Source organism: Pseudomonas sp. M2(2023) (genome assembly GCF_030263955.1).
Taxonomy (GTDB): domain Bacteria; phylum Pseudomonadota; class Gammaproteobacteria; order Pseudomonadales; family Pseudomonadaceae; genus Aquipseudomonas; species Aquipseudomonas asiatica.
Window position 1 is genome coordinate 1,175,780 of record NZ_CP127114.1, and the last position, 14,259, is coordinate 1,190,038.

Here is a 14,259-nt window from a genome sequence, read left to right on the forward strand (position 1 = left end):
GCCCCTGTCCGCCTTCAGGAGTTCCCATGCGCGTGACCCAGTTTTTCGCCGCCGCCGCGTTGGCGCTGGCCAGTACCTTTGCCGCTGCCGCGGCAACCGATAGCAATGCTGCTGCCGAGCAGGCCATCCGTAAGTCATTGCAGAACCTTGAGCTGGAAGTGCCCGTCGAAAGCGTGGCCAGCAGCCCGGTCAGCGGCCTCTATGAAGTCAAGCTGCAGGGCGGCCGCGTGCTGTATGCCAGCGGCGACGGCCAGTTCGTGATGCAGGGCTACCTGTTCCAGATCCAGGACGGCAAGCCGGTCAACCTCACCGAGAAGACCGAGCGCCTGGGCATTGCCAAGCTCATCAACGGCATTCCAGCCGCCGAGATGGTGGTTTATCCTGCCAAAGGCGAGACCAAGTCGCACATCACCGTGTTCACCGACACCACCTGCCCGTACTGCCACAAGCTGCACGCCGAGGTGCCCGAGCTCAACCGCCGCGGTATCGAAGTGCGCTATGTCGCCTTCCCGCGCCAGGGCCTCGGTTCGTCGGGTGACCAGCAGTTGCAGGCTGTCTGGTGTTCCAGCGACCGCCGTGCGGCGATGGACAAGATGGTCGAGGGTGAGGAAATCAAGGCCGCCAAGTGCGCCAACCCGGTCAGCAAGCAGTTCCAGCTGGGCCAGTCGATCGGCGTCAATGGCACGCCGGCGATTGTCCTTGAAAGCGGCCAGGTCATTCCGGGCTACCAGCCGGCACCGCAGGTCGCCAAGCTGGCACTGGCCAAGTAATCCAATTCAGTACGCCGTCGTCATGGGGTGACGGCATGTTTCACGGTCGGCATAGGTGCCGGCCGTTCAATGGGGAGTTCACAGTGAAACCGGTCAAAGTAGGCATCTGTGGGTTGGGGACCGTCGGTGGCGGAACCTTCAATGTACTTCAGCGCAACGCCGAGGAGATCGCCCGCCGTGCCGGGCGCGGTATTGAAGTGGCACAGATTGCCATGCGCTCGCAGAACCCGAACTGCCAGATTACCGGTACCCCCATTACCGCTGATGTGTTCGAAGTTGCGAGCAACCCGGAGATCGACATTGTCATCGAGCTGATCGGTGGCTACACCGTGGCCCGCGAACTGGTGCTCAAGGCCATCGAAAACGGCAAGCACGTGGTCACCGCCAACAAGGCGCTGATTGCCGTGCACGGCAACGAAATCTTCGCCAAGGCCCGCGAGAAGGGCGTGATCGTCGCCTTCGAAGCGGCCGTGGCCGGTGGCATCCCGGTGATCAAGGCCATCCGCGAAGGCCTGTCGGCCAACCACATCAACTGGCTGGCCGGCATCATCAACGGCACCGGCAACTTCATCCTCACCGAAATGCGTGAGAAGGGCCGCGCCTTCCCGGACGTGCTGGCCGAAGCCCAGGCGCTGGGTTACGCCGAAGCCGACCCGACCTTCGACGTTGAAGGCATCGATGCCGCGCACAAGTTGACCATCCTGGCCTCGATCGCTTTCGGCATCCCGCTGCAATTCGACAAGGCCTACACCGAAGGCATCACCCAGCTGACCACTGCTGACGTGAACTATGCCGAGGCCCTGGGCTACCGCATCAAGCACCTGGGTGTGGCCCGCCGCACTGCCGAAGGTATCGAGCTTCGCGTACACCCGACGCTGATCCCGGCCGACCGCCTGATCGCCAACGTCAACGGCGTGATGAACGCCGTCATGGTCAACGGCGACGCCGCTGGCTCCACCCTGTACTACGGCGCCGGTGCCGGCATGGAGCCTACCGCTTCGTCGGTGGTCGGTGATCTGGTGGATGTGGTCCGTGCCATGACCTCCGACCCGGAAAACCGCGTGCCGCACCTGGCCTTCCAGCCGGATTCGCTGTCGGCCCACCCGATCCTGCCGATCGAAGCCTGCGAAAGTGCCTACTACCTGCGCATCCAGGCCAAGGATCACCCTGGCGTACTGGCCCAGGTGGCCAGCATCCTCTCGGAGCGTGGCATCAACATCGAGTCGATCATGCAGAAGGAAGCCGAGGAACAGGACGGCCTGGTGCCGATGATCCTGCTGACCCATCGCGTGGTCGAGCAGCGCATCAACGACGCCATCGTCGCCCTGGAAGCCCTGCAGGACGTCATCGGCAAGGTCGTGCGCATTCGCGTCGAGCAGCTCAACTAACAATAGTGCCGTGGGGCCGCCAGCGCGGCCCCGGCCCCAGTATCGAAGGTTTGCACCCATGCGCTATATCAGTACCCGCGGCCAGGCTCCGGCCCTCAATTTCGAAGACGTCCTGCTGGCTGGCCTGGCCAGCGACGGCGGCCTGTACGTCCCGGAAAACCTGCCACGCTTCACCCAGGAAGAAATCGCCTCGTGGGCTGGCCTGCCGTACCACGAACTTGCTTTCCGGGTGATGCGCCCGTTCGTCGAAGGTAGCATCGCCGACGCCGACTTCAAGAAGATCCTCGAGGAAACCTACGGCGAGTTCGCCCACGCCGCGGTTGCCCCGCTGCGTCAATTGAACAGCAACGAGTGGGTGCTGGAGCTGTTCCACGGCCCGACCCTGGCGTTCAAGGACTTCGCCCTGCAACTGCTCGGCCGCCTGCTGGACCACGTGCTGGCCAAGCGCAACGAGCGCGTGGTGATCATCGGCGCCACCAGCGGTGACACCGGTTCCGCCGCCATCGAAGGTTGCCGCCGTTGCGACAACGTCGACATCTTCATCCTGCACCCGCACCAGCGCGTGTCGGAAGTGCAGCGCCGGCAGATGACCACCATCTTCGGCGACAACATCCACAACATCGCCATCGAAGGCAACTTCGACGACTGCCAGGAAATGGTCAAGGCCAGCTTCGCCGACCAGTCGTTCCTCAAGGGCACCCGCCTGGTTGCGGTCAACTCGATCAACTGGGCGCGGATCATGGCCCAGATCGTCTACTACTTCCACGCTGCCCTGCAGCTGGGTGGCCCGGCGCGTTCCGTGGCGTTCTCGGTGCCGACCGGCAACTTCGGCGACATCTTCGCCGGTTACCTGGCACGTAACATGGGGCTGCCGGTCAGCCAGCTGATCGTCGCCACCAACCGCAACGACATCCTGCACCGCTTCATGAGCGGCAACCAGTATGTCAAGGAAACCCTGCACGCGACCCTGTCGCCGTCGATGGACATCATGGTCTCGTCCAACTTCGAGCGCCTGCTGTTCGACCTGCACGGCCGCAACGGCGGCGCCATTGCCGAGCTGATGGCCAACTTCAAGCAAGGTGGCGGTTTCAGCGTCGAGCAAGACCGCTGGACCGAAGCGCGCAAGCTGTTCGACTCGCTGGCAGTGAGCGACGAGCAGACCTGCGAAACCATCGCCGAAGTGTTCGCCGCTACCGGCGAAGTGCTCGACCCGCACACCGCTATCGGCGTCAAGGCCGCCCGCGAGTGCCGCCGCAGCCTGGACACGCCGATGGTGGTGCTGGGTACCGCGCACCCGGTCAAGTTCCCGGAAGCGGTGGAGAAGGCCGGTGTTGGCAAGGCGCTGGAGCTGCCAGCGCACCTCAGCGACCTGTTCAGCCGTGAAGAGCGTTGCACGGTGCTGGCCAATGACCTGAAGGCCGTGCAGGGCTTTGTCAGCCAGCATGGTAACCGCGGCAAGCCTTTGTAAGCATCGGGGCCGCACTGCGGCCCATCGCCGGAAAGCCAGCTCCCACCCCGACCACATAGACCCAAGGTCATGTGCAATCTCTGTGGGAGCTGGCTTGCCGGCGATGGGCTGCGGAGCAGGTCTAATTATCCGAATCTTCCCACTGCTCCATCAGAAACATCCTATTCAGGTCGCCCAGCGCAACGCCTAAATTAGCCGGTCCTCCCATCAGGAGCGGCTCATGCACCAGCCCTACGTGTTGATCCACCAGGCTCGCCCATCCCATCAGATCCTCCTGCACCAGGCCCTCAACGCTCAGGGCATGTTCCATGTGCGCATCAGCGAAACCAGTGCAGACCTCGACGCCTGCCTGAACGCCGATCACCGCCCCGATCTGCTGATCCTTGACCACGCCATGCCAACCCGGGCCGGCCTTGCCTTGCTCGAACAGCAGCACCGAACTCGTGCTTTGCTGTTCGTCGGCCAGGCTACCCCCGAGCGCCGCAACCTTGCCCAAGAGGCCAGAAACCGGGGCCTGTGGGTGCTCGCCGAACTGCCCTGGCCGCTGTCGATGCCAAGCCTGCAGCGCGCTCTGCAGGCACTGCAGGTGCGCCCGTGGCGGCGTATTCAAACTGTCACGTCCGCCCCGCATGCTCACTGAAGCAGCCGCGGTGTAACGAACTTTCCGCTGCGTCTGTTGGTCAGTTCCTCTATATCCCACCACGCAGCGAGTGATCCGGATGGAAAGAATCTGCAGACTGCTCAACGAAGCCCTGACCCCTTATCAGACCCACCTCGGCATAGCCGATGCCCAGGGTAATCGCCAACTGACCGTTCATGACCGCCTCGCCGGCATTACCTTGCGACGCACGGTGAGCGAACGCCAGTTGCAGGAACAACGCCTGTTGGTCGACCTGGTGGATGGCCTTCACCGTGACCTGCAGATCGCCGAAGGGCGTTTGCAGCCCTGTGTGATCGCGGCATTGCAGCAGCGCCAGCAACCCCATGGAACCTTTGCCTGAGTGGTTTATCAGACACTGTAGGGGCAGCCGGGCCAGTGCTTTGCTCCGGCGCTGGCAAGGCTGCACGGGAAGCCCCCAAGGGCTTTCGCTTGGCCCCGGGCGTGTTTCCCCAGCGTCCGGGGTTTCTTTTTGAGTTGCCTGCACCGGCCCTATCGCCTGCAATCCATCTCCCACAGTTACTGCACATGGCTTGAGGTTGATGCGGTCGAGGTGGGAGCTGGCTTGCCGGCGATAGGGCCGGTGCAGGCAATCAGCGGTCTTCGAAGAAGCGCTTGCTCTCTTCCAGATAGTCTTCCTGCAACGCCGGGTCCAGCCAGCGTGCATACAACTCCGGCAACACATCCCGACGCAGGGCAGGCAGCAGCTGGTCGATGTGCGCAATGGCTTCATGCCCCAGCTCGCTGTTTGAACAGCCCACATGCAGAAACTGGTAGCGGTTTACCCCTTTCACAGGGTGAAACTGGTAGTCAGCCAGTGCCCCGCCTTGCAGGTCGACCAGGTAGCGCACCTCGGGCCAGTAGCCGAGCACCATGCGCAGGCGCCCGAGCTGTTGCATCTGCAGCAGGTTGGCGGTGGCGTCGTTGCCGTAGTGGCGGCTGAACGCGGTGTCGGGCAACTGGCGCAGGATGGCGTCGATCTGTGTGCCATAGCTGCGCTCGGCGACAACACCCAGCTTCAGTGGGGTCTTGCTCAGCAGGTTGAGCAGGTCTACCTCCTGGCCGTCGAGGTAAGGCGCCACCAGCGCCTCGCTGTCCTTGCGCAGCACCAGGCCGCCACTGAGCACGCCCAGGGAAGGCACGGAAAACCTCACATATTCGGCGCGTTCCGGCGTCCACAGCAGGGTCGGGTCGCAGGTGAAACTTTTCGGGTCCTGCAGCATCTGGATGCCGCGGGCGCGGTTGACCCGCAGGATGCTGTGGTCGTACTCGGGCATCTGCCTGATCAGCAGGGGCAGCAACTGGTCGATCACCCCTTGGCCTTTTTCCGGCCCTTCTAGAATGGTAAACGGCGGCAGGTCGCGCACCAGCCAGAAGAGGCGCTCCTTGGCGCTGGCAGGCTGCAACAGCAATGCGGGCAGCAGCCCGCACAGCAGGGCCAGGTGGCGTAGGCAACGGGCAGCGCGCATGGACCAGGGCCGCGCCAGGGTCAGACCGTGCCTGCTTCGCGCAGGCTGGCGATGGCCGCCGCGTCGTAGCCCAGGTTGCCGAGCAGTGCCTCGGTGTGTTCGCCCAGCGCCGGGCCTACCCACTCGGTGGAGCCGGGGGTGTCCGACAGCTTGGGCACGATGCCCGGCATGCGGAATGGCTTGCCGTCCGGCAGCTTGGCCTGCAGGAACATTTCGCGTGCCAGGTACTGCGGGTCGTTGAACATGTCCTCGGCCGAATAGATGCGGCTGGCCGGCACTTCGGCGGTGTTCAGCACCTGTATCAGTTGCTCCAGCGGCAGGCTGTTGGCCCAGCGGTCGATTACCCCGTACAGCTCGTCACGGCGCAGGTCCCGGCCATCGTTGGTGGCCAAGGTCGGGTCGTCGGCCAGGTCGGTGCGGCCAATGGCTTGCATGAAGCGCTTGAAGATCGCATCGCCGTTGGCGCCGATCTGCACATGCTTGCCGTCGGCGCTGGTGTGAATGGAGGAGGGCGTGATGCCTGGCATGATGTTGCCGGTACGTTCGCGGATAAAGCCGAACACATCGAACTCCGGGACCATGCTTTCCATCATGGCGAATATCGCTTCGTACAGGGCCACGTCCACCACCTGGCCCTGGCCGCCGTTGACTTCCCGGTGTCGCAGCGCCATCAGTGCACCGATCACACCCCACAGGGCAGCAATCGAGTCACCGATGGAAATGCCCGTGCGCACCGGTGGGCGGTCGTCGAAGCCGGTGATGTAGCGCAGGCCGCCCATCGACTCGCCCACGGCGCCGAAGCCCGGCTGGTCCTTCATCGGCCCGGTCTGGCCGAAGCCCGACAGGCGCACCATTACCAGGCGCGGGTTGAGCGCGTGCAGCACGTCCCAGCCCAGGCCGAGTTTTTCCAGCACGCCTGGGCGGAAGTTCTCGATCAGGATGTCGGCGTCGGCCAGCAGGCGTTTTAGAATCTCGCGCCCCTCTGGGTGCTTGAGGTTGAGGGTGAGCGACTGCTTGTTGCGGGCCTGCACGAACCACCACAGCGAGGTGCCCTCGTACAGCTTGCGCCATTTGCGCAACGGGTCGCCGCCATCGGGCGATTCGACCTTGATCACCTCGGCGCCGAATTCGGCACAGATACGCGAGGCGAACGGGCCAGCGATGAGGGTGCCGAGTTCGACAACCTTGAGACCGGCGAGGGGTTTGCTGGGCGTAGTCATGGGGCATCCGTGGCAGCTGGGCAGATGCGTGGTTTTATCATAGGTCCGAAGCGGCAGATACTGCTGCGGGGCAACGAAGGGCAGTATCGGTTAGACTGTGTCACTTTTTCTCTGCGCAAGAAGCCCGTCGACCATGGCCCAGCCGTCCACCACCTACAAATTCGAACTGAACCTGACCGACCTCGACCGCGGCGTGTACGAAAACGTCCGTCAGACCATTGCCCGCCACCCTTCGGAAACCGAAGAGCGCATGGCCGTACGCTTGCTGGCCTACGCCCTCTGGTACAACGAAAACCTGTCGTTCGGCCGTGGCCTGTCCGACGTGGACGAGGCGGCGCTGTGGGAAAAGAGCCTGGACGATCGCATCCTGCACTGGATCGAGGTAGGCCAGCCGGACGCCGACCGACTGACCTGGTGCTCGCGCCGCACCGAGCGTACCAGCCTGCTGGCCTACGGCAGCCTGCGCGTATGGCAGAACAAGGTGGTAGACGCGGTCAAGGGGCTGAAGAACCTGAGCATCGCCGCCGTGCCGCAGGAGGTGCTGGAAACCCTCGCCACCGACATGCCCCGCACCATCAAGTGGGACGTGATGATCAGTGAAGGCACGTTGTTCGTCACCGACGACCGTGGCCAGCACGAAGTGCAGCTGGAGTGGCTGCTTGGTGAGCGTGGCTGAAGCCCCTCATGCGTATCGAACCTCGCCCGCTGCCGCCCACCCTGCCATTCCTGGGTAACCTGCCACCCTTGCTGACCCGCCTGTACGCCGCGCGCGGCGTGCAGAGCGAGGCCGAGCTGGACAAAAGCCTCGCGCGCCTGCTGCCGTACCAGCAGCTCAAGGGCATCGAGGCCGGCGTGGATCTGCTGGTCGAGGCTATCGACCAGCGCCAGCGCATCCTCATCGTCGGCGACTTCGATGCCGACGGCGCCACTGCCAGTACTGTCGGCGTGCTGGGCCTGCGCCTGCTGGGCGCGGCCCACGTCGACTACCTTGTGCCCAACCGCTTCGAGTACGGCTACGGCCTGACCCCGGAGATCGTCGAGGTGGCGCTGCAACGCCAGCCGCAGCTGCTGATCACCGTGGACAATGGGATTTCCAGCGTCGACGGTGTGGCAGCCGCCAAAGCCGCCGGGCTCAAGGTGCTGGTCACCGACCACCACCTGCCGGGCGCGGAGTTGCCCGACGCCGACGCCATCATCAACCCCAACCAGCCGGGCTGTAGTTTCCCGAGCAAGGCGCTGGCTGGGGTAGGGGTGATCTTCTACGTGCTGATGGCCCTGCGTGCGCGTCTGCGCAGCCTGGGCCGCTATGAAACGCAGCCGCAGCCGAACATCGGCGAATTGCTCGACCTGGTGGCCCTGGGCAGCGTCGCGGACGTGGTGCCATTGGATGCCAACAACCGCATCCTGGTGCACCAGGGCCTCGAACGCATTCGTGCCGGCCGCGTCCGACCGGGGCTGAAGGCCATTCTTGAAGTGGCCCGTCGCGATCATCGGCGCATCACCTCGACTGACCTCGGCTTCATCCTTGGCCCGCGGCTGAATGCTGCCGGGCGCCTGGACGACATGAGCCTGGGCATCGAATGCCTGCTGTGTGAAGACGCGGCCCTGGCCCAGGACATGGCCCAGCAGCTGGACGACCTGAACCAGGACCGCAAGTCCATCGAACAGGGCATGCAGCGCGAGGCCCTGGCCCAGCTCAAGGACCTGCCTGTCGAGTCGATGCCATATGGCCTGTGCCTGTTCGATGCCGACTGGCACCAGGGGGTTATCGGTATTCTGGCTTCGCGCCTGAAGGAGCGTTACCACCGGCCGACCATCGCTTTCGCCGACGCTGGCGAGGGCATGCTCAAAGGGTCGGCGCGTTCGGTGCCGGGGTTCCATATTCGCGATGCGCTGGATGCGGTGGCGGCGCGCCACCCGCACCTGATCAGCAAATTCGGCGGCCACGCGATGGCGGCGGGGTTGTCGTTGCCCGAGGCCAATTTCCCGGCATTTGCCGCGGCGTTCGATGAAGAAGTACGACGCCAGCTACGCGAAGAGGACCTGACCGGTCGGCTGTTGTCCGACGGCAGCCTGGCGGTGGAGGAGTTCCACCTCGACCTGGCCAAGGCCCTGCGCCATGCCGGGCCCTGGGGGCAGCACTTCCCCGAGCCGCTGTTCCATGGCGTGTTCCAGCTGGTGGAGCAACGCGTGGTGGGCGAGCGGCACCTGAAGGTGGTGCTCAAGAGCGAGTGCGGCTCGGTGCGGTTGGACGGCATTGCCTTTGGCATTGACCGCGAAGTGTGGCCGAACCCGACGGTGCGTTGGGTCGAGTTGGCATACAAGCTGGATGTGAACGAGTTCCGTGGCAATGAAAGTGTGCAGTTGATGATTGCCCACATGGAGCCGCGCTGACGGTAGATACCGCCGCTGCTGACGGCCTGGCGCTGACCCGTTGTGGGAGCGGGTTCACCCGCGAACACCGGCGAACCCGGTGCCATCCACTGCGTCGCCTGCTTCGCGGGTAAACCCGCTCCCACAGGGCCTGCGGCGGGCTTGAAACTTGCGCTGTACCTGAGGGAGCTGGCTTGCCGGCGATCACCGGCGAAGCCGGTGCCATCCACCGCGTCGCTGCTTCGCGGGCATGCCCGCTCCCACAGGGCCTGCACCGGGCTCAAGGCTTGCGCTGTACCTGTGGGAGCGGGTTTACCCGCGAACACCGGCGAAGCCGGTGCCATCCACCGCGTCGCCTGCTTCGCGGGTAAACCCGCTCCCACAGGGCCTGCGGCGGGCTTGAGACTTGCGCTGTACCTGTGGGAGCTGGCTTGCCGGCGATCACCGGCGCAGCCGGTGCCATCCACCGCGTCGCTGCTTCGCGGGCATGCCCGCTCCCACAGGGCCTGCACCGGGCTCAAGGCTTGCGCTGTACCTGTGGGAGCGGGTTTACCCGCGAACACTGGCGAAGCCGGTGCCATGCACCAAGTCGCATTCTTCGCGGGTAAACCCGCTCCCACAAGGCTCTGCGGCGGGCTGGCTAATGTGCTCCATGTGCGATCGATGATCACATCAAACTCAGCGCGCCATACCTAACTCGGCATCATCCATCAGTGCCTTGGCCATCGCACTGAGATAGTGCGCAGCCCAGATCATCATGGGTTTCTCATCCATTAGCCCGACGATGGTCAACTCCCGCACATAGCCCATCAATTCCGAAGCCTGATCACGGGCGTCTCGGCACGGAATGCCCGCTTCGATGCGAAATAATGGGTGAGTCTGGTTTTCACCCTGAAAGAAAGTGGTCTTGCCGACGGTGAACTGGGTGTCTTCTGTAATCATTTTTCTAGCAATTCCTTGAAGGTTAAAGGAGTTGCCACCGCCGTTTCCACACGAAGGGCGGCAACTGTATGCAGGGTGGAAAACCGGCCTTCAAGGAACCCGGTAGGCCAAACGGCCTCCCGCACACAGCTGCCATTACGACAGGAACTTGAAGGTTGACCGAGTTTCCACACCCGCATCGCTGGATTTCAGCGACTCAGAAAGCCTAAGTGGCAGTGTTTCCAGGAACAATCAGACGCCTGTCGACAGAACATGTAGGGTATTTCCTCAGGCCAGGTATCACCAGATCCAACTCGTAGGGGATATCTGAAATGCCTGTCAGAGTGCTTGCCTGTAGCGGAGCTCAGGGCTGCCAGGTACCTGCCTTGAGAGCGATCTCATAGGCGACATCACCCTCGATCCAAACCCCCGCACCCCACGCGAAATCCCATGGAACCTCCCCCCCAACCATTCTGGTCTAGTCTGAAGTTATGACCGGACCTGGGCCAGGGACGTGCAATTGAGTGTCCGGGCCGGATCACCATTGGAGTCCTTGGGAGGTGCCCTCATGAGCCTGCTGCTCGAGCCTTACACCCTGCGTCAGCTGACCCTGCCCAACCGCATCGCCGTTTCGCCGATGTGCCAGTATTCCGCCGTCGATGGCCTGGCCAACGATTGGCACCTTGTCCATTTAGGCAGCCGCGCCGTGGGCGGCGCTGGCCTGGTAATCACTGAAGCCGTGGCGGTGACCGCCGATGGCCGCATCACCGCCGAAGACCTCGGCCTGTGGGACGACGCTCAGATCGCCCCGCTGCAACGCATCACCCGTTTCATCACCGCCCAGGGGAGCGTGCCCGGCATCCAGCTGGCTCACGCCGGGCGCAAGGCCAGCACCTATCGCCCATGGCTGGGCAAGCAAGGCAGCGTCAAGCTCGAGGAGGGCGGCTGGCAACCGGTGGGCCCGTCGAAAATCGCCTTCGACCCGCAACACACGACGCCGCACGAGTTGAACCACAATGAGATTCAGGCTGTGATCTCCGCCTTTGTCGCCTCTACCGAGCGCGCCCTGAAGGCCGGTTTCAAGGTGGTCGAAATCCACGCCGCCCACGGCTACCTGTTGCACCAGTTCCTGTCGCCGCTGAGCAACCAGCGTCGCGACGAATACGGCAGTTGCTTCGAAAACCGCATCCGCCTGACCCTGCAGGTGGTCGAGGCCGTGCGCAAAGTCTGGCCTGCCGAGTTACCGCTGTTCGTGCGGGTGTCGGCGACCGACTGGGTCGAGGACGGCTGGAACCCGGATGAAACCGTCGAACTGGCCCGCCGCCTGCGTGGTTTGGGCGTCGACCTGATCGATGTGTCCTCCGGCGGCACCTCGGTCAACGCCGAAATCCCCACCGGCCCGGGCTACCAGACGCGCTTCGCCGAGCGTGTGCGCAAGGAATCGGAAATCGCCACCGGCACCGTGGGCATGATCACCGAACCGGCCCAGGCCGAGCACATTCTGCGCACTGGCCAGGCCGACATCATCTTCCTCGCCCGCGAACTGCTGCGCGACCCGTACTGGCCGCTGCACGCCGACGACGACCTGGGCGGCAACAAAGCTACCTGGCCTGCGCAGTACCAGCGCGCCACCAGCCGGGCCAACCCGATTCACGAGTCGGACCTGCGGGATTGACCTGACCCAAGCATTACACGGTCGTTATAGGAGCGGCCTTGTGTCGCGAAAGGGCTGCGAAGCGGCCCCAGGTTTCCAGCTCCGCCGCTGATATTGCCGGGGCCGCTTTGCGGCCCTTTCGCGACACAAGGTCGCTTCTACAACGACCGCGTCGGCATCTCAATTCAGCTATAGGCAGCCTTGCTGAGAATATCGCTTACCCACTGGTTGATACTTTTCTCGGCCAACTCGGCCTTGGCCGCCACACTGGCATGAAGGGTAGGCTCCAGGCGCAGGCTGAGCTTGCCGGAGTAGGTTTTCTGTGGCTCACGGCCCAGGCGTTGGCAAGTCTCAAGATAATCGTCCACGGCGTCTTCGAATGCTTGGCGCAGCTCACTGATCGATTCGCCATGGAAACCGATCACATCGCGAATACCTGCGACATGGCCGATCAGTAACTGGTCTTCGTCGCTGTATTCGATACGAGCGGCGTAGCCGCGGTAGGTCATGACATTCATGGTATTACTCCTGCCTGCTCGAGGAACTGGCGGGCGTCTCTTAGTTGATAGGGCTTGGCGTGCCTGTCCGGATGAGGGCGATGGAAGGTTGCTACTGCGCCATTGAGTTCAAAGCGAACCCGTGACCCTCTTCCTTCGATGATCCGGGCACCCAGTGATACCAACATTGACTCCAGTCGCACCCATTCCAGCGTCCTGGGAACCGGCTTTTTCAGTACTGCTTCAAGTGTGGCTTGCTGATGGTTATTCATGGTATCAGATTATGATACCAATGAGAGGGGCTCAATGGATGCGTAGTAGGATGGAGGGGATCGTGCTTGAAGGAAATGTCTGAGATGTTGATCGAGGGGATGCAAAAGCCCCTCGATCAACACGACCGCTCAATGCTTGATCATCACATGCCGCACACAGGTGTAGTCCTCCAGCCCATACATCGACATGTCCTTGCCATACCCCGAATGCTTCTGCCCGCCATGGGGCATTTCGCTGACCAGCATGAAGTGGGTGTTCACCCAGGTGCAGCCATACTGCAGGCGCGCCGCCAGGCGGTGGGCGCGGCCGGTGTCGCGGGTCCATACCGATGAGGCCAGGCCGTAGTTGGAGTCGTTGGCCCATTCCAGCGCCTGCGCTTCGTCGTTGAAGCGGGTCACCGACACTACCGGGCCGAACACTTCGTTACGCACGATTTCGTCGTCCTGCAGGGCGTCGGCCAGCACTGTCGGCTCGAAGAAGAAACCGTCGCCATCAATCGCCTTGCCACCGGTCACCAGGCGAATGTGTGGCTGGGCAATGGCCCGTTGCACCAGCCCTGCGACCTTGTCACGGTGTTGGGCACTGATCAGTGGCCCCAGTTCGGTGTCCTCGGCTTCCTGCAGGCCCGGTTTGAGGCTGGCCACCGCGGCCCCCAGGCGTTCGACGAAACGCTCGTAGATGCCATCCTGCACGTACAGCCGACAGGCGGCGGTGCAGTCCTGGCCGGCGTTGTAGAAGCCGAAGGTACGGATGCCGTCGATGGCGGCATCGATGTCGGCATCGTCGAACACCAGCACCGGGGCCTTGCCGCCCAGTTCCATGTGCATGCGTTTCACGCTGTCGGCGGTGGCGCTGATGATGTGCGCGCCGGTGGGGATCGAGCCGGTCAGCGACACCATGCGCACCTTGGGGTGGTTGACCAGCGGGTTGCCGACCGTCTGGCCACGGCCGAAGAGGATGTTCAGCACCCCCGGTGGCAGCAGGTCCCGGGCCAGGTCGCCGAGGCGCAGGGCGGTCAGCGGGGTCAGCTCGGAGGGCTTGATCACCACCGTGTTGCCGGCGGCCAGGGCCGGGGCGATCTTCCACGCCAGCATCATCAACGGGTAGTTCCACGGCGCGATCGAGGCCACCACGCCCAGCGGGTCGCGGCGGATCATCGAAGTATGGCCCGGCAGGTACTCGCCAGCTGCCGAGCCGCCCAGGCAGCGCGCCGCACCGGCGAAGTAGCGGAACACGTCGGCAATTGCCGGGATCTCGTCATTCAGCGCGGCGCTCAGCGGCTTGCCGCAGTTCTGCGATTCCAGTCGGGCCAGTTCGTCGCCATGGGCTTCGATAGCGTCAGCCAGTGCCAGCAAGGCTTGCGAGCGTTCCTTGGGGCTGGTTTGCGACCAGCTGTCGAAGGCCTGGTCGGCGGCGCGCACGGCGCTGTCCACCTGGGCCTCGCTGGCTTCGTTGATCTGCGCCAGGGCACTGCCCAGCGCCGGGTTGAGCACCGTCCAGGCCGGGCCTTCGCCAGCGACCAGCTGGCCATTGATCAGCATCTGCGTTTGCATCGGGGACTCCTCCAG

General features: G+C 63.7%; 14 protein-coding genes. 8 read left to right on the plus strand and 6 right to left on the minus strand.

What is annotated here, in order from left to right; translation table 11 throughout:
* Positions 1–26 precede the first annotated feature (26 nt).
* The 5 genes from QN085_RS05475 (at position 27) to QN085_RS05495 (ending at position 4,627) form a co-directional block, all read left to right on the plus strand.
* Positions 27–770, plus strand: coding sequence for a DsbC family protein (locus QN085_RS05475; RefSeq protein ID WP_003259432.1), 744 nt, complete (start codon positions 27–29; stop codon positions 768–770).
* 83 nt (positions 771–853) lie between these two features.
* Positions 854–2,158 (plus strand): homoserine dehydrogenase, encoded by a 1,305-nt coding sequence (locus QN085_RS05480; protein WP_003259434.1) that lies wholly within the window; start codon positions 854–856, stop codon positions 2,156–2,158.
* A 58-nt stretch (positions 2,159–2,216) separates the two neighbouring features.
* On the plus strand, positions 2,217–3,626 hold the full coding sequence (gene thrC / locus QN085_RS05485; RefSeq protein ID WP_010952565.1) for a threonine synthase: 1,410 nt from the start codon (positions 2,217–2,219) through the stop codon (positions 3,624–3,626).
* Positions 3,627–3,846: 220 nt separating this feature from the next.
* Positions 3,847–4,266: an ANTAR domain-containing protein gene (locus QN085_RS05490; protein WP_013971194.1), complete on the plus strand. Its 420-nt coding sequence runs from the start codon at positions 3,847–3,849 to the stop codon at positions 4,264–4,266.
* Between the two features lie 79 nt (positions 4,267–4,345).
* Positions 4,346–4,627: a DUF3509 domain-containing protein gene (locus tag QN085_RS05495; protein WP_013971195.1), complete on the plus strand. Its 282-nt coding sequence runs from the start codon at positions 4,346–4,348 to the stop codon at positions 4,625–4,627.
* 250 nt (positions 4,628–4,877) lie between these two features.
* Here QN085_RS05495 and QN085_RS05500 read toward each other — a convergent pair whose 3' ends face one another.
* Positions 4,878–5,753 (minus strand): TIGR02285 family protein, encoded by an 876-nt coding sequence (locus QN085_RS05500; RefSeq protein WP_041506239.1) that lies wholly within the window; start codon positions 5,751–5,753, stop codon positions 4,878–4,880.
* 20 nt (positions 5,754–5,773) lie between these two features.
* Positions 5,774–6,973 carry a CaiB/BaiF CoA transferase family protein gene (locus QN085_RS05505; RefSeq protein WP_013971197.1) on the minus strand — a complete coding sequence of 400 codons (1,200 nt, stop codon included), beginning with the start codon at positions 6,971–6,973 and terminating at the stop codon, positions 5,774–5,776.
* 133 nt (positions 6,974–7,106) lie between these two features.
* Here QN085_RS05505 and QN085_RS05510 point away from each other — a divergent pair, with 133 nt between their 5' ends.
* Both QN085_RS05510 and recJ read left to right on the plus strand, forming a co-directional pair.
* Positions 7,107–7,649 (plus strand): YaeQ family protein, encoded by a 543-nt coding sequence (locus QN085_RS05510; protein WP_013971198.1) that lies wholly within the window; start codon positions 7,107–7,109, stop codon positions 7,647–7,649.
* A gap of 8 nt (positions 7,650–7,657) precedes the next feature.
* A complete protein-coding gene (gene recJ / locus QN085_RS05515; protein ID WP_041506238.1) occupies positions 7,658–9,367 on the plus strand; it encodes a single-stranded-DNA-specific exonuclease RecJ in 1,710 nt (569 codons plus the stop codon).
* Between the two features lie 657 nt (positions 9,368–10,024).
* On the opposite strand, the gene QN085_RS05520 is transcribed toward recJ, so the two are convergent.
* Entirely contained in the window at positions 10,025–10,288 is a 264-nt protein-coding gene (locus QN085_RS05520) for a DUF3077 domain-containing protein (protein WP_023660495.1), read from the minus strand.
* Between the two features lie 547 nt (positions 10,289–10,835).
* On the opposite strand from QN085_RS05520, the gene QN085_RS05525 reads away from it, so the two are divergent.
* Positions 10,836–11,942: an NADH:flavin oxidoreductase/NADH oxidase gene (locus QN085_RS05525; RefSeq protein ID WP_013971201.1), complete on the plus strand. Its 1,107-nt coding sequence runs from the start codon at positions 10,836–10,838 to the stop codon at positions 11,940–11,942.
* A gap of 164 nt (positions 11,943–12,106) precedes the next feature.
* Here QN085_RS05525 and QN085_RS05530 read toward each other — a convergent pair whose 3' ends face one another.
* The 3 genes from QN085_RS05530 to QN085_RS05540 all read right to left on the minus strand — a co-directional run bounded on the left by QN085_RS05530 (position 12,107) and on the right by QN085_RS05540 (position 14,244).
* Positions 12,107–12,439, minus strand: coding sequence for a type II toxin-antitoxin system HicB family antitoxin (locus tag QN085_RS05530; protein ID WP_013971202.1), 333 nt, complete (start codon positions 12,437–12,439; stop codon positions 12,107–12,109).
* Entirely contained in the window at positions 12,436–12,690 is a 255-nt protein-coding gene (locus tag QN085_RS05535) for a type II toxin-antitoxin system HicA family toxin (RefSeq protein ID WP_013971203.1), read from the minus strand. The genes QN085_RS05530 and QN085_RS05535 overlap by 4 nt, the downstream gene beginning before the upstream one ends.
* A 129-nt stretch (positions 12,691–12,819) precedes the next feature.
* Positions 12,820–14,244: a gamma-aminobutyraldehyde dehydrogenase gene (locus QN085_RS05540; protein ID WP_013971204.1), complete on the minus strand. Its 1,425-nt coding sequence runs from the start codon at positions 14,242–14,244 to the stop codon at positions 12,820–12,822.
* Between the last annotated feature and the right edge of the window lie 15 nt (positions 14,245–14,259).